Source organism: Microvirga yunnanensis, assembly GCF_025460875.1.
The window spans coordinates 1-20,095 of sequence record NZ_JAMXFI010000150.1; the positions used below are offsets into that span (position 1 = coordinate 1).

Sequence of the window (20,095 nt, forward strand, 5' to 3'; positions counted from 1 at the left end):
GATCGGGATCACCGGGACGAGCCCGGTAATGACGTGGGAGGGTGAAGCACCCGCCTCGCCCCAACTCTCCCCGTCATGGTCGGACGTATCCCGGCGACCTCGACTGTATTGAGCGCGCCGTCCCGCGCCCCTCCCGATCGCGCGCCCGCCTAACCTCGGACTGACCGCCCCTTCATGCCTATTGACGACGATCCTTTGCTCGCTCACTATGACATAACTAAAGCAAATAATCCATAATTATAGAGGAAGAGGGTGACCATGAGGATCAGGGAAGCTTTGTTGTCCGGCCTGGCGATCGTCGTATCGGGCCCGGTTCTGGCTCAGACGGGTGGCGTCATCAACGTGGCGACGATCGGCGAGCCGCCGACGCTCGACCCCATGGTGTCGACGGCGGACCTGGTCGGCATCGTCACCCAGCACTTCTTCGAGACGCTGTTCACCTTCGACAAGGACTGGAAGGTCACGCCGCTTCTCGCAGCCTCGCTTCCCGAGGTCACCGACGGCGGCAAGGTCTATACGATCAAGCTGCGGGAAGGCGTCACATTCCACGACGGCTCGGACATGACGTCGGACGACGTCGTCGCGTCGCTCAAGCGCTGGATGGACCAGGCCTCGCGCGGCAAGCAGGTGGCCGGCAACGTGGACAAGCTCGAGGCCGTCGATCCGTCGACGGTGCGCATCACCCTGAAGACGCCCTACGCGCCGCTCCTGGCGCTCCTGTCCTTCAACAACTCCGCGGCCGTGATCATGCCGTCGGAGAAGATGGACGTGCCCATGAAGGACCCGGTCGGCACCGGTCCCTACAAGCTCAAGGAGCGCAAGCCCGACCAGTACATCCAGCTCGTGCGCAACGAGGCCTACAAGCCGCTCGACGGTGCCGGCAACGGCTATGGCGGCGCGCGCAAGCCGATCCTCGACGAGATCCGCTTCGTGCCGGTGCCGGATCCCAACACCCGCGTCGAGGGCGCGATCTCCGGACAGTTCGACTACGTGGATTCGATCCCGGTCGAATCCTACGACCGCATCAAGAACATCCAGACGTCCAAGCCCGTCATCCTCAAGCCGTTCGGCTGGCCGGTCTTCGTGATGAACACGAAGCAGGGCGTGATGGCCAACACGGACGCCCGCATGGCGGTGCGCCTGTCGCTCAGCATGGAGGACATGCTGGCCGCGGCCTTCGGCAATCCGGAGTTCTACTCCCTCGACGGAGCCATGTATCCCAAGGGTTATGTGTGGAACACGGATGCGGGCGTCGAGGGCCGGTACAACGTGGCCGATCCGGACAAGGCCAAGGCGCTCCTGAAGAAGGCGAGCTACGGCGGCGCGCCGCTGCGCATCCTCACCAGCCGCCAGTACGAGTTCCACTACAAGATGGCCCAGGTGGCGGCCGAGTACCTGAAGCAGGCCGGCTTCACGGTCGACCTGCAGGTGGTCGACTGGGCGACCCTGACCCAGCGGCGCGGCGACCCGGCCCTGTGGGACATCTACATCACCCACAGCCCGTTCCTGCCGGAGCCCGCGCTCATCGGCCAGCTCTCCGAGAGTTCGCCCGGCTGGTGGTCGAGCCCCGCCCGCAAGAAGGCCGTCGACGCCTTCAACACCGAGAGCGACGCGGCCAAGCGCCCTGCCCTGTGGGCCGAGGTCCAGAAGGTCATCTACGACGAGACCCCGAGCATCAAGATCGGCGACTTCAACGCCCTCTCGGCGCAGTCGCCCAAGCTCGAGGGCGTGGTGCCCGCGCCGTGGCCCTACTTCTGGAACGTCTCGGTCAAGAAGTAAGAGCCGGCAAGCCGGGGAGCGCACCCGCGCTCCCCGCTCATTCCTCAACGCAGATCGACGCATGAGCCGCTACATCCTTCAACGCCTCCTCGGCATGCTGGCCGTGATGTTCGTGGTCGTCACGATCGTGTTCATCATCGTGCGCATCGCGCCCGGCGATCCGGCCGCCGTCATGCTCGGTCCCGACGCGACGGCCCAGGACGTGGCGAGCCTGCGCGCCCGCCTCGGCCTCGACCGGCCGCTCATCGTCCAGTACGGCATCTTCTTCGGGCAGCTGCTCCGGGGCGATCTCGGCGAATCGATCTTCCTGAACCGCCCGGTCCTGACGGCCCTGGCGGAACGGGCCGAGCCGACCTTCTTCCTCACCCTGTTCTCCATCCTCATCGCGGGCCTGATCGCGATTCCCGTGGGGATCCTGTCGGCCTATTGGCGCGGCTCCCTGTTCGACCAGGTCGCCACCACGCTCGCCATGCTGGCGGCGTCGGTCCCGAGCTTCTGGCTCGGCCTGCTGCTGATCCAGTTCTTCGCCGTGCGCCTCGGCCTGTTCCCGGTCTCCGGCTACGGCGGTCCCGGGGCCGGACTGTTCACGCGGCTGTCGCATCTCGTCCTTCCCGCCCTGTCCCTCGGCATCGTGTCGTCGGCCCTGATCCTGCGCTTCACGCGCGCCAGCATGCTCGACGTGCTCAACGACGACTACGTGCGCACCGCCCGCTCCAAGGGCATGGGCGAGGTCCGGGTCGTCATGAAGCACGCCTTCAAGAACGCCCTCATCCCGGTCCTGACCGTGATCGGCCTGACGGCGGCGCTCCTCGTGTCGGGCGCCGTGGTGACCGAGACGGTGTTCGGCCTTCCCGGCGTCGGCAATCTCGTGGTCTCGGCCGTGCTGCGGCGCGACTACCCGGTCATCCAGGGGGCGCTCCTGATCGTGGCGGCGCTCTACGTGCTCATCAACTTCCTGATCGACATGCTCTACCTGCTCGTCGACCCGCGGGTGCGCTACTGATGGTCGCCGTCGGTTCCCCGGCCATCGCCGAGGCGAGCTTCGTCTCGCGCCTGGTGACCCGCAAGACCGTCATGATCGGTCTCCTGATCCTCGTCGTGGTCGCCGCGCTGGCCATCCTGGCGCCGTGGATCGCCCCCTATTCGCCGAGCCGCCTCTCCGTGGTGAACCGGCTCAAGCCGCCGAGCGGGATCTACTGGTTCGGGACCGACGAGTTCGGCCGCGACGTGTTCAGCCGCACGATCTATGCGGGCCGGCTCTCGCTGCTCGTCGGCGCCTCGGTGGTGGCCTTCGCGGCCGTCTTCGGCGTGACGCTCGGCCTCGTGGCGGGCTTCTTCCGCCGCCTCGACACGCCGATCGCCCGCATCATCGACGCCATGATGGCCTTCCCGGACATCCTGCTCGCCATCGCGCTCGTGGCGGCGCTGGGCCCGTCCCTGGTCACCGTCATCGTGGCGCTCGGGATCGTCTACACGCCGCGCCTCGCCCGCATCGTGCGCGCCTCCACGCTGGTCATCCGCGAACTGCCCTACGTGGAGGCCGCCCGCGCCCTCGGCGTGCCGACCTGGCGCATCATGTCCCGGCACGTGCTGCGCAACCTGGTCTCGCCCATCCTCGTGCAGGGCACCTTCATCTTCGCCTACGCCATGCTGGCCGAGGCCGGCCTGTCGTTCCTGGGCCTCGGCGTGAGCCCCGAGATCCCCACCTGGGGCACCATGATCGCGGCCGGGCGCCAGTATATCGGACAGGCCGACTGGATGACCCTGTTTCCCGGCATCGCGATCATCCTGTCGGTGCTCTCGCTTCAGATGGTCGGCGACGGATTCCGGGACCTCCTCGATCCGCGCCTGAGAAAGGATCTTTGATCGATGACATTTCAAGACGACTCGTCCCCCCTGTTCATCGCCGGCGCGAAGCCGGTCGGCTTCGGCCGCGGGGTTCCCCAGGAAGCGACGGACATCCTGATCGGCGGCGACGGACGGATCGCCGGCGTCGGCCATTCCCTTCAGGCGCCGGACGGCGCCAGCCGCATCGACGCCAAGGGCGCCTTCGTGTCGCCCGGCTGGGTCGACCTCCACGCCCATGTCTGGCACGGCGGCACCGACATCTCGATCAAGCCGCAGGTCTGCGGCATCGAGCGCGGCGTCACGACCATCGTGGATGCCGGCTCGGCCGGCGAGGCCAATTTCCACGGCTTCCGCGAGTACATCATCGAGCCGGCCCGGGAACGCATCAAGGCCTTCCTGAACATCGGGTCGATCGGCCTCGTGGCGTGCAACCGCGTGAGCGAGCTCATCGACATGCGGTCCATCGACATCGACCGCACCATCGCGTGCGTCGAGGCCAACCGGGACATCATCATCGGCATCAAGGTGCGGGCGAGCGGCGTCATCGTGGGCGCCTGGGGCATCACGCCCGTCAAGATCGCCAAGAAGGTGGCCAAGATCCTCAAGCTGCCGCTGATGGTGCATGTGGGCGAGCCGCCCCCGGTCTTCGACGAGGTGCTCGAGGTCCTGGGCCCGGGCGACGTGGTGACCCACTGCTTCAACGGCAAGGCGGCGGCGAACATCATGGAGGACGAGGACCTGTTCCAGCTGGCGCAGCGCTGCGCCAACGACGGCATCCGCCTCGACGTGGGCCATGGCGGCGCGTCCTTCTCGTTCAAGGTGGCCGAACTCGCGGTCCAGCGCGGCCTCCTGCCCTTCTCGATCTCCACCGACCTGCACGCCCGCTCCCTCGACAACCCGGTCTGGGACATGGGCACGACCATGTCGAAGCTGCTGTCGGTCGGCATGCCGTTCGAGGCCGTCATCGACGCCTCGACCCGGGCCCCGATGGAGGTGATCGGCCTTCCGACCGAGAACCTGCTGTCGCCCGGCACCCGGGCCGAGTTCACATTGTTCGAGGTCAACGACAGCGATCTGAGGATCGTCGATTCCATGGGCTACAATGCGCACCTGCCACGCCTGATCGAACCCGTCTGGACGATCCTCGGGCACGAGGCCGTCAAGGCGAGCCGCTATGTCCCGCCGCGCCAATCCGCGCTGGAGAGCTCGGCGTGCCCGCATTGCGGATGGATCAACGCCCGATGACGGAGCTTCCCGACGATACCGTGCTCAGGGTCTCGGACCTGCGCACTCACTTCGAACTCGGCAGCCGGGTCGCCAAGTCGGTCGATGGCGTGAGCTTCGACGTGAGGCGCGGCGAGACCCTCGCGGTCGTCGGGGAATCCGGTTCGGGGAAATCCGTCACCAGCCTGTCGATCATGCGGCTTCTGTCGTCGCCCGGCCGGATCGTGGGCGGCAACATCCTGTACCGCACGAGCCAGGGCCAGGTCATCGACATCGCGACGCTTCCGGAGCGCAAGATGCGGGCGGTCCGCGGCCGGGAGATCGCCATGATCTTCCAGGAGCCGATGACGAGCCTCAACCCGCTCTACACGGTCGGCGACCAGATCGTCGAGATGATCCGGCTCCACGAGCCGCTCTCGACGGCCGACGCCCGCCGGCACGCCAGGCGGATGCTGGAGCTCGTCGAGATCCCGGCGGCCGACCGCAGGCTCGACGAGTATCCGCACCAGATGTCGGGCGGCATGCGCCAGCGCGTCATGATCGCGCTCGCCCTCTCGTGCAATCCGAACCTCCTGATCGCCGACGAGCCGACCACGGCCCTCGACGTGACCATCCAGGCGCAGATCCTCGATCTGCTCCGCAGGCTGCAGCGCGAGATCGGCATGAGCATCCTGTTCATCACGCACAATCTCGGCGTGGTGGCGGAGATCGCCCATGACGTGGTGGTGATGTATACCGGCCGCGTGGTCGAGAAGAGCCCGGTGGCGAGCCTTTTCGCGCACCAGAAGCATCCCTACACGCGCGGCCTCCTGGCCTGCATCCCGAACGCCTCGCGCGACCGCGGCGCCGCCGGCGAGCGGCTGCGCCTCAACCCGATCCCGGGCAACGTGCCGCCCGTGACGGCGCTTCCCCCGGGATGCAGCTTCGCACCGCGCTGCTCCTACCGCATCCCGCAATGCGACGAGGCGCCCCCGCTCATGGCGGCGGGCCCGTCCCATCTGAGCCGGTGCTGGAGGCACGAGGCCCTATGACCGGCGAAACCCTCCTGAGCGTCCAGGGGCTCACCAAGCAGTTCCAGACCCGCAACGGGACCGTCAAGGCGGTCGACGGCGTCAGCTTCGACGTGAAGCGCGGGACGATCGTCGGCCTCGTGGGCGAATCCGGATCGGGCAAGACGACGGCCGGCCGCTGCACGCTCCGCCTCGTCGAGCCCAACGACGGCAGGATCGTGTTCGACGGCGTCGATCTGCGCACCCTGTCCGAGCGCGAGATGCGTGCCTATCGCAGCAGGCTCCAGATCATCTTCCAGGACCCCTATTCGAGCCTCAATCCGCGCCTCCGGGTCGACCAGATCATCGGCGAAGCCCTCGACATCCACCGGCCCGTCCGCGGTAGCGCGCGGCGCGACAGGATCGCCGAACTTCTGCACCGCGTGGGTCTCAACCCGGATGCGGCGCGGCGCTATCCGCACGAGTTCTCGGGCGGCCAGCGCCAGCGCATCGGCATCGCCCGCGCCCTGGCGGTGGAGCCCGACTTCATCGTGGCGGACGAGCCGGTCTCCGCCCTCGACGTGTCGGTGCAGGCCCAGGTCCTCAACCTGATCCAGGATCTGCAGCAGGATTTCGGCCTGACGATGCTCTTCATCGCGCACGACCTGTCGGTGGTGGAGTACCTCTGCGACGAGGTCGTGGTGATGTATCTCGGGCGGGTCATGGAGCGCGGGCCGAGCCGCGAGATCTACGCGATGCCGCGCCATCCCTACACCCAGGCGCTGCTCTCGGCCGCTCCGTTGCCGGATCCGGCGGCCGACCGCCGGCGGATCGTCCTGAAGGGCGACATTCCGAGCCCCCTCGATCCCCCGTCCGGCTGCGTGTTCCGCACCCGCTGCCGCTATGCCGTCGAGGCCTGCGCCGAGATCGTCCCGCCTTTGGAGGACGTCGGCTCCAACCATCACGTCGCCTGCATCCGCCACGGCGATCCTGAAGTGATTTCCCAAGGACTGACATTGTGAACCAAGTTCAAGATCTGACCGCGTCGAATCCTTACGAGCGCCTGAAGGAACTGGGCATCGCGCTGCCCAAGGCTCCGAACCCGATCGCGAATTTCGTCACGCATGTCCAGGAAGGCAATCTCCTGTTCCTGTCGGGCCAGGGGCCGCAGGAGGCCAACGGCTATCTCCATACCGGCAAGGTCGGCCTCGACGTCGGCGCGGACGAGGCCTATGAGCACGCCAGGCTGACGGGCATCAACCTCCTCGCCGTCATGCAGGACGCGCTGGGCGACCTGTCGCGGGTCAAGCGCGTGGTGAAGCTCCTCGGCATGGTGAACGCGGCGCCCGATTTCGGCGAGCACCCGAAGGTCATCAACGGATGCTCCGATCTCATGATGGCCGTGTTCGGAGAGGCCGGGCGCCACGCCCGTTCGGCCGTGGGCTTCGGGTCCCTGCCGAACAACATCACGGTCGAGATCGAAGCCATCGTCGCGATCGAGGCATGAGGCTCCCCTGCATGCCGCGCTCAGCGCCAGCCCAGCGTCGCCTCGATCCTCTCGGCCGCCTTGCGCACGGCGTTGGTGTAGCGGTCCCGGTCCTGCACGACCCGGTGCTCGGGCAGCACGATGGAGATCGTCGCGACGCACTCCCCCGACGGCTGGCAGATCGGCGAGGCGATGCAGGCGACGGAGAAGTCCGACTCGTTGATCTGGATCGACAGGCGCTCGCGCAGGGCCGCCGCCGAGGCGTCGGACAGGGCCTCCGGGTTGGTGTTGGCGCGCCCCGTGGGCGAGACCTTCGAGGCGTGGCGGAAGACGTCGAGCCGCTCCCTGTCGGGAAGGTGACCGAGGAGAAGCCGTCCCGAAGCCGTCCAGTTCAGGGGCACCCGCGAGCCGACCTTGGACGTGACGCGGAAATGCCCGGGACCGTCCGCCATGGCCATGACGACCATATGGTCCCCGTCCCGGCCGCAGATCTGGATGGTTTCCTCCACCTCCCGGCACAGGTCCTGCATCTCGTGCGTGGCGACGTTCAGAAAATCGAGGGATTCCGCGTAGGCCAGGCCGTAGTGATACAGGCGCGGCCCGAGCCAGACCGTGCCGTCGCTGCGCCGCTGCAGGAGCCGCTTCTCGACCAGATCCTCGATGATCACATAGACCGTCGAGAGCGGGGCTCCCACCGCCTTGGCGACCGCATAGGCGCCGGCGGGCTTCATCTCGGCCTGCAGGAAGTCGAGAATCTGCAGCGCACGGTCGATGCCGCTGACGCGGGCGCCGCGGCTTCGCTTCTCGGGTGCGGCGGCGTTCGCTGCTTCAGGAAACTTGGTGTCCACTGGATCTTCTCCCGGATCGTGGGAAATTGCGGCCCACCTTCACGACCGGCAGCCCCCTTCGTCATACTTCCTCAGTAATGGAATATACCCCATTCCCACAACATAAAAAATCGAGACATTGAGCCCCATGACCCAGACAGACATCCGCCCCGAGCTCGGCCTTCGCCCCATCATCAACGTGTCGGGCACCATGACGTCCCTCGGGGCCTCCATCGTCGTGCCGGAAGCGGTCGCGGCCGTCTCCGCGATCCTTCCGCAATTCGTCGAGATCGGCGACCTGCAGAAGAAGGCGAGCCGCGTGATCGCGCGTCTCTGCGGCACCGAAGCCGGCTTCGTCACGGCCTCGTGCTCGGCCGCGATCACGCTTGCCGTCGCGGGCGCCATGACCGGCTGCGACCTGGCCGCCGTCGAGCGGCTCCCCGACACGCAGGGGCTCAGGAACGAAGTGCTGCTGATGACCGGCCACATGGTCAGCTACGGGGCGCCCGTCGAGCAGGGCATCCGCCTCGCGGGCGCGAAGGTCGTTCCGGTCGGCCAGGCGACCTCGGCCTACGGCTATCAGCTCGACGGCGCCATCAGCGAGCGGACCGCCGCGGCCGTCTACGTGATCTCGCACCACACGGTGCAGTACGGCCTGATCCCGCTGAAGGAATTCGTCGAGATCTGCCATGCCCGGGGCGTGCCCGTGATCGTCGACGCGGCGTCCGAATACGACCTGAAGGGGTTCCTGGCCGCCGGGGCCGACATCGCGCTCTACTCCTCCCACAAGTTCCTCGGCGGCCTGACCGGCGGCATCGTGGCCGGCCGCACCGAGCTCGTGCGCGCCACCTACATGCAGAACATGGGCATCGGCCGGGGCATGAAGGTCGGCAAGGAGGGCATTCTCGGCACCATCGCGGCCCTCGAAGCCTGGGAGACGCGCGACCATGCGGGCATCCGCGAGCGCGAGACGCGCTATCTGGAGCTCTGGGAACAGACCCTTGCCGGGCGCCCGGGCGTGACGCCGATCCGCGAGGCCGACCCGACCAACAACCCCCTCGACCGCCTGAAGGTCGCCATCGAGCCCAAGGGCGCGCACATCACCGCCTGGGACCTCGCCGACGCGCTGGCCTCGGGGCGCACGCCCATCATCGTCCGCGACCACGAGGTCGAGCACGGCTATTTCTACCTCGACCCGTGCAACCTTCATCCGGGCCAGGAGAAAGTGGTGGCCGAACGTCTCGTCGAGGAGCTGGAGAAGGCCCGCCGGTCCAACGAGATCATCGCGACGCCTCTCGACGGGCGTCGCAACCGTTCCTCGCAGGCCATCCTGCGCTGGCCCGACTGATCGCGCGGAATGATCGAACCGGCAGCCTCCCGCCCGTGTCCGGGCTCGCGGCCCCGGAGGGCGGCGGCGTTTCACGGCGGCCGGATGACGGACTTGCTCTGTCTCCACGTCATGGCCGGCCCAAGGCCGGCCATGACGTGGAAAGGTCGCGCTACTCCGATGGTCACCCTCCCACGTCATCACCGGGCTTGTCCCGGTGATCCCGCTTCTCGAGCATTTTCCGGTGAAGTGGATCCGGTTCACCGTCAGAAAACGCGGCTAGAGCATCGGACGGAAAAGTGGATCCGGTTTTCGCTGGCGCGGCCCGCTGGGTCCGTCCTGACCGATGCTCTCATCCAAGAAGAAAGCATCGGATGGATTCCAAAAGTGCAAGTCCACTTTTCACGTCCGATGCTTTAGGCAAAGACAAGAGATGATTCCACGTGAGTGGAAGCAGCTCTAAGAGGCGCCGAGCCCTTCCGATCGGGATGGCCGGCACAAGGCCGGCCATGACATGGGGAGGGTATGATCGCCGGGCTTGTCCCGGTGAACGCGATCGGAAGACCGCCGAGCGCATCCTGCGGACGAAAGCGGGCCACGCGAGTGGCCCGAACGATGCGCCGCTTCAAGATGTGAGCATCGGACGTGGGAAGTGGGAACCGGTTTTGCGTGAAAAGATGCTCGCATCCCGGTTCAGCCGCGCACGGACTGGAGGACCCCGCTCGCGTATCGTACTCATTCCGATGCTTCGGAGACCGGCCCAGCGGGCTTCAGGCGGCCTGCCGGATGAAGTGGTTCGGTCCGACCTCGACCACGCGGTCCTGCCGATGCCGCGCCTCCCGGCGAATGGCCTCCACGACGCCCGGATCCAGCCGTGAACCCGGATCGTCGAAACGGACCTCCGGGTCGGGCACGGCCGACAGGAGAAGGCGCGTATAAGGATGCTGCGGGTGGGCGAGCACCCGGTGGACATCGCCCCATTCGACGATCTGGCCCGCATACATCACGAGGATGTCCTCGGCCACGTAGCGGGCCGTCGCCAGGTCGTGCGTGATGTAGAGCAGCGCGACCCCGAGGTCCCGCTTCATCTCGTTGAGCAGGTTCAGGACGCCCAGGCGCACGGACACGTCCAGCATCGAGGTGGGCTCGTCGGCGACGATCACCCCGGCCCCCATGGCCAGGGTCCGGGCGATGGCGATGCGCTGGCGCTGGCCGCCGGAGAGCTCATGCGGGTGCTTGCGCGTGACGGCGCCGGGATCGAGCTCCACGCGGCGCAGGAGATCCGCGATCGTGTCATCCACCGCCCTGCCCTTGAGATGCGGCCGGCCGAGCGCGAGGGGACGGCGGAGGATGAAGTCTACCGTGTGGGCCGGATTGAGCGACGCGAAGGGGTCCTGAAAGATCATCTGGACGGCGCGCCGGTACTCCCTGAGGCCCACCGCCCCGGCGGCGTTCAGGTCCTTGCCGCGAAACAGGATCCTTCCCGTGTCCGGCCGATACTCGCGCATGACGAGGCGCGCGCAGGTGGTCTTGCCGCTGCCGGATTCGCCCACCAGCGCGACGGTCCGGCCGGGATGGAGCGCGAACGAGACGTCGTGCGCGGCCCGCACGGTCGTCCCGCCGTGGCCGAAGCTCTTGCTGACCCGCTCCAGTGCGATAATCGGCTCCTGGTCCATCACATCGATGCCCTTTCCAGCTTGACCGGATCGCCATGCAGCGACGGGAACGAGGCCCAGAGCTGCTTCGTATAATCGTGCTGGGGCCGGTGATGGATCTGCTCGGCCGGGCCCTGCTCGACCAGCTTTCCGCGCAGCATGATGCCGATCCGGTCGCAGAACTGCACCATCAGGCCGAGATCGTGCGTGATGAACAGAACCGAGAACCCGCGGCTGCGGCGCAGCTCGTCGATCCGCTGCAGGATCTCGCGCTGGACGACCACGTCGAGGGCGGTCGTCGGCTCGTCCATGACCACGAGCTTCGGGTCGAGCGCCATGCAGATGGCGATGACGATGCGCTGGCGCATGCCGCCCGAGAACTGATGCGGGTAGTCGCGCATGCGCTCGGGCGGAATGTCGACGAGCCGCAGCATCTCGGCCGCGCGCTCCCGCGACTGCGCCTTCGAAGAGCCGCGATGCCGCTTCAGCAGGTCGTGGAACTGCGCCTCCACCCTCAGGACCGGATTGAGGGAGTTCATGGCGCTCTGGAACACCATGGCGACCTTGTGCCAGCGGAACTCCCTCAGGGCCCGGTCGTCGAGGTCGAGCACGTCCTGCCCCTCGAAGAGAATCCGGCCCCGACGGATGAGCGCGGGCGGCTTGTGCAGGCGGTTGATCGCATAGGCGATCGTGCTCTTGCCGCAACCGGATTCGCCCGCGAGGCCGAAGACTTCCCCGGCGGCGATGTCGAAGCTGACATCGTCGACCGCCCGGAAATCGCCCTGCTGGCCGATATAGTCGATGGTGAGGTTCTGCACCGAGAGCAGGGAACTGGCGGTCATAGACGGCCCTCCCCGCGCCGCATGAGCAGGGACCAGCGCGACAGGGTGTTGCCCGTGCGCAGGCGCGGGTTGGCGATCTCGTCGACGGCGAAGTTCAGAAGCGACAGGCCGGCCCCGAGCGCGATGAGGGCGAAGCACGGGCTGAGGATGTCCCACCAGGCGCCCACCTGCAGGGCGGAGGCGTTCTGCGCGTTGAACAGCATCATGCCCCAGGAGACCGTCTTGGGATCGCCGAGCCCGAGGAACTCGAGGGTCGCTTCCGTGATGACCGCGAAGATCACGCTGCCCACGAAGTTGATCCCCACGATGGAGATCACGTTCGGGAAAATCTCGTGCAGCATGATGCGCCAGGAGGGCTCGCCCAGCATCTCGGCCGATTTCACGAAGTCCTTCTGCTTCACCGACAGGGTCTCGGCGCGCGTGACGCGGGCGCCCCAGGCCCAGGACGTGGCCCCGAGGATGAGCGCGATCACCCAGGGGCTCGCCTGTCCGATGAAGGCTGCGAGCACCAGGAGCAGCGGCAGGTTCGGCACCACCAGCACCATGTTGGTGAAGAAGCTGATCACCTCGTCCGTGCGCCCTCCCCGGTATCCCGCCACGATGCCCAGGATGGTTCCGACCGCCGTGATCAGCAGGCCGGCCCCGAAGCCGACGGCGAGGGACGTGCGGGCCCCGTAGAGAAGGCGGGCGAACACGTCCTGGCCGATGCGCGTCGTTCCGAGCCAGTGGTCGAAGCTCGGCGGCTGATGGGGACGGCCCACGCGCCGGGTCGGATCGTATTCGGTCAGCCAGGGAGCCGCGATCGCCAGCGCCACGATGACGGCCACGATGGCGAGCCCGGTCAGGGCCTTCCTGTTGTGCGCGACGCTTCGCAGAACCGCCCCCATGTCAGGCCCTCCGCAGGCGCGGATCGAGCAGCACGTAGCTGACGTCCACGATGAAGTTGGCCGTGAGCATGGCCAGGGTCATGATCAGCAGCTGCCCCTGGATCACCGGATAATCCCGCGCCAGGATCGCCTGATACAGGGTGTTGCCGAGCCCCGGATAATTGAACACGACCTCCGTCACGAGGGAGCCGCCGAGCACGGTCCCGATGGCGATGGCGAGGCTGCTCACCGTGGGCAGAAGCGCGTTGCGCGCCGCATACCAGAACATCACGCGCCGGTCCGACAGGCCCTTGGCCCGGGCCATGACGATGTAGTCCTCGCCCAGCAGATTGATCATGTTGTTGCGCATGGTCACGAGAAAGCCGCCCGTGAGCACGATCGACAGGGTCAGGACCGGCAGGATCCCGTGCCGGACGACGCTCGACACATAGGGCCACGAGAAGGCCGGATCGAGCGCCGGGTCGGCCGCGTAGCCGGTCGGGAACCAGTTGAGCTCGAAGCCGAAGAAGAACAGGGCCACCAGCGACAGGACCATGGCGGGCATGGACGTCGCCATGATGGCGCCGACCGAGAAGACCACGTCGAAGGTGCTCCCGCGCCTCCAGGCCGCCATGATGCCCAGGACCGTGCCCAGGGTGAAGCTGATGAGCGTCGCGGTCCCCATCAGACCCACGGTCCACACGAGGGCGCGGCCGAGGAGCTCCGTCACGGGCAGCGGGAAATACTTGATGGACCGGCCGAGATCGCCGGTGAAGACGCTGTGCAGGTAGGCCAGGTATTGCTGCCAGAGCGGCCCCTCGACGAAGCCGAAGGTGAGCTTCAGGGCTTCGAGATTGTCGGCCGAGAGATCGCTGCCCGCGCTCGAGAACATGATCTCGACCGGGTTGCCGGGCATGAGCCGGGGCAGGAAGAAGTTGACGGTCGCGGCGGCCAGAAAGGCCGCGAGGTAGAACCCCAGGCGCCTGAAGAGAAAAGCCATCGATACCTCAAGGCGGGGAAGCGGCGGGCCGCTTCCCCGATCGTTGGACTACTTCACCGGCTTGAGCGCCAGGAGATGGAGCAGACGCGCCGGGTTCTGGCGCGAGATCGTCGGATTGACGAACGGGTTCTCGCCGCTGGCCCAGCCCGTGAAGCGCCTGGTGTTGTACTGGTACCAGGTCGCGCTGTTGTAAACCGGGAAGACCGGAAGGTTCTCCGCGACGATCCGCTGGGCGCTGGTCATGACGGTCTTCTGCTGCGCCTGATCGGGCGTCTGGGCGAACTTCGCCAGAAGGCTTTCGAGCTCGTCGTTGAACCAGCGCTGCGCCGTGAAGCGGGTCTTGCCGGCGTCCGACCGGGTGAAGGCGCGCTGATACAGGTAATAGGGCGAGGCCGCGACCGAGATGCTGTTGATGGCGGCATCGAAGGATCCGCTGATCAGGTTCTGCGACCAGACCGCCTCCTCGGGCGTTCCCATGCTGGCATTGATGCCGGCCTCGCGCATCCCCTCGATGGCGATCTGCACCGTGTCGATCCAGTCGCTCCAGGAATTCGGCACGATGATGTTGAAGGCGATCGGCGTCCCGTCCGGGTTGTCGCGGAAGCCGTCCTTGTTCTTGTCGACGTAACCTGCCTTGTCGAGAAGCGCCTTGGCGCCGTCCAGGTCATAGGTCGTGTACTTGCCGAACTCGGCCTTCACCTTGGGGTCGAGCCACATCTTGTAGACGTCCCCGAAGGCGGTCGGGTCCTCGTTCAGGGTCGGGTAGCCGTAGCCCGCCACGTCGACCATGGCCTTGCGGTCCAGCGTCATGCTGACCGCGCGGCGGAAGTCGAGGTCCTTGAAGGCCTTGCGGTTGTTCTCGTTGGACGTCTCCTGGTTGAACAGGAACTCCACCATGCTGCCGGCCACGTACCAGTATTTGTGATGCTGCGGGTCCTTGGCGACGAACGTCTTCTCCACGTCGGGCAGGAAGGCCACGCCCCAATCGAGCTGTCCGCCCGCGGAGGCCGCCAGGATCTGGTTGTTGTCGGCAAGCTGCGGGAAGCGCATGCAGTCGACGGACAGATGCGCGGCATCCCAGTAATGCGGGTTGCGGCACTGGTCGTAGGTCTGCGGGGTGAACCGCGTCACCTCGGTCATCGGGCCGCTGCCGACCGGGTTCTCGTTGGCGAAGGTGACCGGCTCGGCGATGCCCTTCCAGACATGCTCGGGCACGATCGGCAGCGCGATGAGGCGGTCGACCGCCAAGGCGCTCGGCTGGCGGAGGGTGAAGCGCACGGTCTGCTTGTCGACCTGCTCGACGCCGCCGATGAACTGCCAGATCGACACGAAGTCGAGTGCCGGATACTGCTTGATGTAGTTGTAGGTGAAGACCACGTCGGAGGCGGTCAGCGGCTGCCCGTCCGACCATTTCAGGCCGTCGCGCAGCTTGAACTCGATGCTCTTCAGATCCTCGGCGAGCTTGTAGCTCTCGGCGAGACGGTAGTTCGGCTTGTTGTCGTCGAGCCGGTTGAAGACGATCAGCGGCTCATAGATGAAGTCGAGGGTGCTCTGCCGCGCCGAGGTCTGGTTGAACGGGTTGAAGTTGCGCACCCAGGTCGTGGCGGGCTCGATATTGACCGTGAGCACGGACTGGGCGGCGGCGGGCAGCGTCAGGGCGCCCAGCATGGTCATGGCCAGAAGCGCGGAAGATGGTTTCATTGCAGGTCCCTCTTTTTTTGAACGTTCGAGCCCACGCGGGCAATTCGCTTAAGCGAGCCGGGCGAAGATGTCCTCGACCTCCGCATGCAGCTGCCGGACATCGACCTTGAGGGAGCCGAGACGCCGCTGTCCGGCCTCGATCCTCTCCCGGGTCTGATGCGACAGCGGCCGGGCGGCTCTTGCCGCGGCAAGGCTCTCCGCCGTGGTTCCATGGCTGTGCAGGGCGATGTCGCATCCGGCGTCGAGCGTCTGGCGCACGCGCTCGGGCAGAGGCCCGCGCAGGGATTCCATGAACAGGCAGTCGGAGATGAGCACGCCCCGGTAGCCGAGCTCGCCGCGGATCACATCGTTGCAGATGACGGGCGAGACCGAGGCCGGCAGCTCCGCGTCATAGGCGGAATAGACCACGTGGGACACCATGGCCCATGGGGTGTCGATCAGCGCGAGGAAAGGCTTGAAATCCGTCGCGGTCAGGACCTCCCGGCTCTCGCGCACCACCGGCCGCTCCTTGTGGCTGTCGGTCGTCGCCCGCCCGTGGCCGGGAATGTGCTTCATGACGGGCAGGTTGCCGACTTCCAGGAGGCTGTCGACCACGACGCGGCCGAGCGCGGCCACACGCTCGGGATCGGGACCGAAGGAGCGCGCTCCGATCACGGCGCTCGTCGTGTCGAAGACGAGATCGAGGACCGGCGTGCATCCGCTCGCCAGTCCGAGTTCCGTCATCATGGCCCCCATGGCGTGCGACGAGAGGCGCAGGGCGTGCTTGGCGAGATCCATGTCATGGTCGGCCAGGCGCGAGAAGTCGCGGAAGGAACGGAACGTCGGCCACGGGCCGGCATCGAGATGCTGCACGCGGCCGCCCTCCTGGTCCGTGAAGACCGGCGCATCGTCGCGTCCCACAGCCTCGCGGAACTGGGCCACCAGGGATTTGACCTGATCGGGCGTCTTCAGGTTCCGGCGTCCCACGAAGAGACCGAAAGGGTTCGTTTCGCGGAACAGCGCGACCTCGTCGGCATCGAGAACCGGGTTCGGAATGCCCACGAAGAGGGCGAGCGGCACGTTTTGGGACATCGGGCTCTGCGGGGTATGAGTGAAGGGCCGTCGAGAGGGGCTGGGTCTATGCAAGAACCGCCGGCTTCGGCGTTCGCAGCATGTCGGCGTAGATCCCTTTGCCTGCGACCGGGATCTCGACGGCGCCGACCGCGTCGATATAGAACCGGGCCGGGCCGGGATCGCCGATGATGGCATAGGCGTAGCCCATGTCCTTCATGGCCTGGAGCGTCCGGTGCAGCAACGCGGCGCCGATCCCCTGCCCCCGCGAGGCCTCCGCAACGCCGGTGGGCCCGAAGAAGCCGCGCGCGATCGCGTCGTAGCACGCGAAGCCGACGAGCTCGCCGTTGCTCAAGGCGATCAGGCAGGAGGAAGGCTGGCGCCCGATGGCGACCGCCGCCTCGCTCGCCCAGTTCTGGCTGAAATGGCGCTCGACCCAGGACAGGACCACGTGCCGCTCGGGGGCGAGAACCGGCCGGATCGTCACATCCGTTCGTGCCGTTCGCCGGCCCAGGGCTTCGACAGCGGGAGCGTAAAGACTGACAAGCAGGTCGCCCATGCCTATTCCATAATTGGGGTATATCTATTTTTATAGTGTATTATATTTGGGTCAACTCGGCTTGATCCGTCAAGCCTGTTCTCCGCGCACGCAGCTGCGCCCCAAACGATGCGCTCTTCAAAGAGTGGAGCATCGGACCCAAACCTGGGTCCGCTTTTCACGTCCGATGCTCGAGAGAGGCGGCCTGCGGATTGCGCGGGCGGAGATTACCGGTTCGCGTTCTTGCCGAGGCGGCGCAGCAGCTCTTGTGACCGGCGAAGATTCTCCTGAGCCGTTCTCACCTGCTGGGTCACGTCGGCGGTCAGGCGCATCATCCGCTCGCCCTGCTCCCTGGCGGTCCTGACGCCTTGGGACGGCCTCATGGCCCGTCGTCCGGCCTGACGGTCGAGAACCTCGGAAAACGGCAGCTCCAGGATCAGGTCTCCCGCGGCATCGACGATCTCGAAGGCGTAACGTCTCGGGTTGCGGCCTTCGCGCAGCCATTCCTGCGCCATGTCGCCGGCGGCCCGGAAGGCTTCCAGGTAGGCAGCGTCCGCATCGGGAAGGACCACGCCGCTCTCATCCGGGCTGACGCCCTCCGGATCGCCCTTCAGATGGAAGTAGAACCGCGGCATCGCTTTCTCATCCCTCCTTCGTGGGCCCGCCATGCCCGAGGATCCATCGTTGGGCGGCATCCAGATCGGCGAAGGTGGGATGGTTGAGACCGTCCAGCCGGTCGAAGCCTGCCTCCAGGAACCAGTGCCCGGGCGCAACCGGGTTCTCGGGCGACAGATGGACCAGGACGGCCAGGAGCCGCTGGTCACGGTCGAAGACCAGCATGCCCTCCTCCTCAGCTCCCGTCGCGACGCGCACCGGCTGAAGCGTGAGGGTCATGCCGCGGCTCCGCCGGTCTTGAGGAGGTGAAGGTAGGTCTCGTCGAAATCCCCGGCCTCCTTCAACCTCTCCCAGTCGGGAACGATCAACCGGGTGCCCCGGGTCTCGATCAGGCCGTCCGCGCGCATCTGCTGGAACACCCGGTTGACGTGGACGGCCGTGATGCCGAGCGCATCGGCGAACTCGACCTGGGTGATCGGCAGATCGCAGGAATGATCCTCGGCCAGCCCGACCGCGTGCAAGCGCACCAGCAGCTCGCACAGGATATGGGCCATGCGCGGATAGGCTTCACGGCGCCCGACATTGAGGACCCATTCGCGAAAGTAGGCCCCCTCCACCAGGGTCTCGCGCCAGAACGCAGCCGCAATCCTGGGAGAGCGCAGGCAGAGATCCCATAAGGCCTCGTGGGTGATGAAGCCGAGGCTGCACGGCGTGAGCGTCGTCACGCTGATGTCCAGCACCTTCAGGTGCAGGCTCTGGATGTCGGGCATGTCCCCGGGGACGCCGAAGGCGACGATCTGGCGCTTGCCGTCTCCCGTCACCTTGCTGGTGCAGGTCATGCCGCTCAGGATCGCGAAGGATCGCGACGGGCGGTCGCCCTCGCGCACCACGTCCTGATCCTCCTTGATGGCCGTCACCTGGATCGGCAGTTCGAGCAGGGCCTGCCGCTCATCGTCCGTCAGCGGAAAGATGCTCTCCAGCTTGCGAACGATCGGACTGTGACTGGCGGGGAAAGGTGCAGGCAACATCGTGTTCCCTGTTTGTCGGGCTGTAGGATCTTATGGCATAGCCCTGAGCCGCAGGTCGGCGCTTTTGATCGCCCACCATACAGGCGGGTGAGCGCCTGTCTTTGACCCATGTTAATCCTGTATGGCCTTTCGGCCGCCGTCCGGCAAGCGTCGGAGCGCAACACCCGGACGATGCGGATCGCGAGGCGCGGCTGCCCGGATGTCGTCGACAGAATGGCTCCCCGTCGGCTCAGGGTGCGTTCGTGGACCAGCCGTGATCGGCCGGCGCCCGTCCCGGCCGGCGCTCGCGCGGGCCGTGCCCGACGGCCAGGCGCGGCCGGTGCGGATGCCCGGCGCGGGCCGGGATCGCGCTGCGCACCGCCTGCTGGAGCAGCCGCAGCTCCTCCTGCAGGGCCGCCAGACGCGCGAGCAGCTCGGCATCGCTGAGCGGCCCGGCCGGCTGCTCCTCGCACCGCCCAACCGCCCGGATCTTGCGCAGCAGGGCCGGACCGATCGCCGGGGTGGACAGCCAGCGCGCATCCGGGATCGCCGCCACCTCCCCGAGGCTCGGGCAGCGGCCGGCGAACTCGCCGCATATCACCGATTGCAGCCGGGGGGAGAAATGGCTCAGGGGAAAGAGTTCGTCCCGCGACATGGGCTTTGATCCTCGGGCTTTGAACCTGGGGCTTTGATCCTGGGGCTTCGATCTTCTCGCTTCGATCCTGGCGTTCGGGTCCGGGCTCGACCGGAGCCCTATCGCAGAAGCCGATCGTGTCTGCTCCGGGGCTGAATCAAGGCCAAGCCTGGGCAATCCGGCACGGCTATCCTTTTGCCCCCAAGGCACCCGTCCTGACGGGACCGTCGGAACCGTCGCGTCGGCAGGCCCGTGGCGATGCAGGTGTGCTATCATGCCGGCGTGCGATCCGTCGCGACATTCCTGCAGGGAGGAGTCGGTCATGGCACACCGGGAGCAGCACGGGAATCGGGAATCCAAGAAGCCGAAGAAGGAGAAGCCCAAGGGAGGCGCGACACCGCAATCGACCAAATGGGCCGTGAGCGAGATCGTCGAGGCCCGGTCGGACTCCAAGCACTGATCGCAGCCTCCCGGACCGCAGGCTCGCCCCCGCCGGCATTGCGCGTGTCGCGCCATGGATCTCGGCGAGACCGATGAACGGATCCTCACGGACCAACCGGCCCGGCGCACCGCGCCGGGGACCGGGCGGCGAGCCTTCGCGTGGAGCCGTGTGGAGCACGGGAACACGCCTCGGCGACGACACCCCGTCCGGACCGGAATCGAACCGGGCCCGGCTTGGGCATTTCCCCTGTCGCGCTCGGGGTTTT

Annotated in this window: 21 protein-coding genes; 9 read left to right on the top strand and 12 right to left on the bottom strand. The window is 66.9% G+C overall.

All coding sequences use genetic code 11. The features are described 5' to 3' along the window. Positions 1-258: 258 nt before the first annotated feature. From NF876_RS38490 to NF876_RS38520, 7 genes are all read left to right on the top strand, one after another. Positions 259-1,779 (top strand): ABC transporter substrate-binding protein, encoded by a 1,521-nt coding sequence (locus tag NF876_RS38490; RefSeq protein WP_262273163.1) that lies wholly within the window; start codon positions 259-261, stop codon positions 1,777-1,779. Positions 1,780-1,840: 61 nt separating this feature from the next. Continuing rightward, positions 1,841-2,782, top strand: coding sequence for an ABC transporter permease (locus NF876_RS38495; protein WP_262273164.1), 942 nt, complete (start codon positions 1,841-1,843; stop codon positions 2,780-2,782). Beyond that, positions 2,782-3,645 carry an ABC transporter permease gene (locus NF876_RS38500; protein WP_262273165.1) on the top strand — a complete coding sequence of 288 codons (864 nt, stop codon included), beginning with the start codon at positions 2,782-2,784 and terminating at the stop codon, positions 3,643-3,645. Before NF876_RS38495 ends, NF876_RS38500 begins: the two co-directional genes overlap by 1 nt. Positions 3,646-3,648: 3 nt before the next feature. Further along, positions 3,649-4,872, top strand: coding sequence for an amidohydrolase/deacetylase family metallohydrolase (locus NF876_RS38505; protein ID WP_262273166.1), 1,224 nt, complete (start codon positions 3,649-3,651; stop codon positions 4,870-4,872). Then, positions 4,869-5,882 (top strand): ABC transporter ATP-binding protein, encoded by a 1,014-nt coding sequence (locus NF876_RS38510; RefSeq protein ID WP_262273167.1) that lies wholly within the window; start codon positions 4,869-4,871, stop codon positions 5,880-5,882. The genes NF876_RS38505 and NF876_RS38510 overlap by 4 nt, the downstream gene beginning before the upstream one ends. Continuing rightward, complete coding sequence (locus NF876_RS38515; protein WP_262273168.1) at positions 5,879-6,862, top strand: ABC transporter ATP-binding protein; 984 nt, start codon at positions 5,879-5,881, stop codon at positions 6,860-6,862. Before NF876_RS38510 ends, NF876_RS38515 begins: the two co-directional genes overlap by 4 nt. After that, the gene (locus NF876_RS38520) at positions 6,859-7,347 is read left to right on the top strand and encodes a RidA family protein (RefSeq protein ID WP_262273169.1); all 489 of its coding nucleotides are present in this window, start codon (positions 6,859-6,861) and stop codon (positions 7,345-7,347) included. The genes NF876_RS38515 and NF876_RS38520 overlap by 4 nt, the downstream gene beginning before the upstream one ends. 20 nt (positions 7,348-7,367) lie before the next feature. Here the strand turns inward: NF876_RS38520 and NF876_RS38525 are convergent, their stop codons facing one another. Further along, on the bottom strand, positions 7,368-8,174 hold the full coding sequence (locus tag NF876_RS38525; protein WP_262273170.1) for an IclR family transcriptional regulator: 807 nt from the start codon (positions 8,172-8,174) through the stop codon (positions 7,368-7,370). 127 nt (positions 8,175-8,301) lie between these two features. Here NF876_RS38525 and NF876_RS38530 point away from each other — a divergent pair, with 127 nt between their 5' ends. After that, positions 8,302-9,501, top strand: coding sequence for an aminotransferase class V-fold PLP-dependent enzyme (locus NF876_RS38530; protein ID WP_262273171.1), 1,200 nt, complete (start codon positions 8,302-8,304; stop codon positions 9,499-9,501). 749 nt (positions 9,502-10,250) lie between these two features. Here the strand turns inward: NF876_RS38530 and NF876_RS38535 are convergent. The 11 genes from NF876_RS38535 to NF876_RS38585 form a co-directional block, all read right to left on the bottom strand. Further along, the gene (locus tag NF876_RS38535; RefSeq protein ID WP_262273172.1) at positions 10,251-11,156 is read right to left on the bottom strand and encodes an ABC transporter ATP-binding protein; all 906 of its coding nucleotides are present in this window, start codon (positions 11,154-11,156) and stop codon (positions 10,251-10,253) included. Then, positions 11,156-11,977, bottom strand: coding sequence for an ABC transporter ATP-binding protein (locus NF876_RS38540; RefSeq protein ID WP_262273173.1), 822 nt, complete (start codon positions 11,975-11,977; stop codon positions 11,156-11,158). Before NF876_RS38540 ends, NF876_RS38535 begins: the two co-directional genes overlap by 1 nt. Continuing rightward, positions 11,974-12,864, bottom strand: a complete 891-nt coding sequence (locus NF876_RS38545) for an ABC transporter permease (RefSeq protein ID WP_373696779.1) — start codon at positions 12,862-12,864, stop codon at positions 11,974-11,976. The genes NF876_RS38540 and NF876_RS38545 overlap by 4 nt, the downstream gene beginning before the upstream one ends. Position 12,865: 1 nt before the next feature. Continuing rightward, a complete protein-coding gene (locus NF876_RS38550; RefSeq protein ID WP_262273174.1) occupies positions 12,866-13,843 on the bottom strand; it encodes an ABC transporter permease in 978 nt (325 codons plus the stop codon). A gap of 48 nt (positions 13,844-13,891) precedes the next feature. Beyond that, positions 13,892-15,544, bottom strand: a complete 1,653-nt coding sequence (locus NF876_RS38555) for an ABC transporter substrate-binding protein (protein WP_373696780.1) — start codon at positions 15,542-15,544, stop codon at positions 13,892-13,894. Between the two features lie 48 nt (positions 15,545-15,592). Next, the gene (locus tag NF876_RS38560; RefSeq protein ID WP_262273175.1) at positions 15,593-16,615 is read right to left on the bottom strand and encodes a glycoside hydrolase family 3 N-terminal domain-containing protein; all 1,023 of its coding nucleotides are present in this window, start codon (positions 16,613-16,615) and stop codon (positions 15,593-15,595) included. A 46-nt stretch (positions 16,616-16,661) separates the two neighbouring features. Further along, on the bottom strand, positions 16,662-17,153 hold the full coding sequence (locus NF876_RS38565) for a GNAT family N-acetyltransferase (RefSeq protein ID WP_262273176.1): 492 nt from the start codon (positions 17,151-17,153) through the stop codon (positions 16,662-16,664). 206 nt (positions 17,154-17,359) lie between these two features. Further along, a complete protein-coding gene (locus NF876_RS38570) occupies positions 17,360-17,767 on the bottom strand; it encodes a DUF6894 family protein (RefSeq protein WP_262273177.1) in 408 nt (135 codons plus the stop codon). Positions 17,768-17,774: 7 nt separating this feature from the next. Next, positions 17,775-18,026, bottom strand: a complete 252-nt coding sequence (locus tag NF876_RS38575) for a hypothetical protein (RefSeq protein WP_262273178.1) — start codon at positions 18,024-18,026, stop codon at positions 17,775-17,777. Then, positions 18,023-18,775: a Crp/Fnr family transcriptional regulator gene (locus tag NF876_RS38580; RefSeq protein WP_262273179.1), complete on the bottom strand. Its 753-nt coding sequence runs from the start codon at positions 18,773-18,775 to the stop codon at positions 18,023-18,025. Before NF876_RS38580 ends, NF876_RS38575 begins: the two co-directional genes overlap by 4 nt. A 229-nt stretch (positions 18,776-19,004) precedes the next feature. Next, entirely contained in the window at positions 19,005-19,409 is a 405-nt protein-coding gene (locus NF876_RS38585) for a hypothetical protein (RefSeq protein WP_262273180.1), read from the bottom strand. Positions 19,410-19,710: 301 nt separating this feature from the next. Between NF876_RS38585 and NF876_RS38590 the strand changes: the two genes are divergently transcribed. Then, positions 19,711-19,848: a hypothetical protein gene (locus tag NF876_RS38590; RefSeq protein WP_262273181.1), complete on the top strand. Its 138-nt coding sequence runs from the start codon at positions 19,711-19,713 to the stop codon at positions 19,846-19,848. The last annotated feature ends 247 nt before the right edge of the window (positions 19,849-20,095 follow it).

Excerpts from the sequence above, each read along its gene's own strand:
- NF876_RS38490 (WP_262273163.1), top strand. The coding sequence starts at position 259 with ATGAGGATCAGGGAAGCTTTGTTGTCCGGCCTGGCGATCGTCGTATCG.
- NF876_RS38495 (WP_262273164.1), top strand. The coding sequence starts at position 1,841 with ATGAGCCGCTACATCCTTCAACGCCTCCTCGGCATGCTGGCCGTGATG.
- NF876_RS38500 (WP_262273165.1), top strand. The coding sequence starts at position 2,782 with ATGGTCGCCGTCGGTTCCCCGGCCATCGCCGAGGCGAGCTTCGTCTCG.
- NF876_RS38505 (WP_262273166.1), top strand. The coding sequence starts at position 3,649 with ATGACATTTCAAGACGACTCGTCCCCCCTGTTCATCGCCGGCGCGAAG.
- NF876_RS38510 (WP_262273167.1), top strand. The coding sequence starts at position 4,869 with ATGACGGAGCTTCCCGACGATACCGTGCTCAGGGTCTCGGACCTGCGC.
- NF876_RS38515 (WP_262273168.1), top strand. The coding sequence starts at position 5,879 with ATGACCGGCGAAACCCTCCTGAGCGTCCAGGGGCTCACCAAGCAGTTC.
- NF876_RS38530 (WP_262273171.1), top strand. The coding sequence starts at position 8,302 with ATGACCCAGACAGACATCCGCCCCGAGCTCGGCCTTCGCCCCATCATC.
- NF876_RS38535 (WP_262273172.1), bottom strand. The coding sequence starts at position 11,156 with ATGGACCAGGAGCCGATTATCGCACTGGAGCGGGTCAGCAAGAGCTTC.
- NF876_RS38540 (WP_262273173.1), bottom strand. The coding sequence starts at position 11,977 with ATGACCGCCAGTTCCCTGCTCTCGGTGCAGAACCTCACCATCGACTAT.
- NF876_RS38545 (WP_373696779.1), bottom strand. The coding sequence starts at position 12,864 with ATGGGGGCGGTTCTGCGAAGCGTCGCGCACAACAGGAAGGCCCTGACC.
- NF876_RS38550 (WP_262273174.1), bottom strand. The coding sequence starts at position 13,843 with ATGGCTTTTCTCTTCAGGCGCCTGGGGTTCTACCTCGCGGCCTTTCTG.
- NF876_RS38555 (WP_373696780.1), bottom strand. The coding sequence starts at position 15,544 with ATGAAACCATCTTCCGCGCTTCTGGCCATGACCATGCTGGGCGCCCTG.
- NF876_RS38560 (WP_262273175.1), bottom strand. The coding sequence starts at position 16,615 with ATGTCCCAAAACGTGCCGCTCGCCCTCTTCGTGGGCATTCCGAACCCG.
- NF876_RS38565 (WP_262273176.1), bottom strand. The coding sequence starts at position 17,153 with ATGGGCGACCTGCTTGTCAGTCTTTACGCTCCCGCTGTCGAAGCCCTG.
- NF876_RS38570 (WP_262273177.1), bottom strand. The coding sequence starts at position 17,767 with ATGCCGCGGTTCTACTTCCATCTGAAGGGCGATCCGGAGGGCGTCAGC.
- NF876_RS38575 (WP_262273178.1), bottom strand. The coding sequence starts at position 18,026 with ATGACCCTCACGCTTCAGCCGGTGCGCGTCGCGACGGGAGCTGAGGAG.
- NF876_RS38580 (WP_262273179.1), bottom strand. The coding sequence starts at position 18,775 with ATGTTGCCTGCACCTTTCCCCGCCAGTCACAGTCCGATCGTTCGCAAG.
- NF876_RS38585 (WP_262273180.1), bottom strand. The coding sequence starts at position 19,409 with ATGTCGCGGGACGAACTCTTTCCCCTGAGCCATTTCTCCCCCCGGCTG.
- NF876_RS38590 (WP_262273181.1), top strand. The coding sequence starts at position 19,711 with ATGGCACACCGGGAGCAGCACGGGAATCGGGAATCCAAGAAGCCGAAG.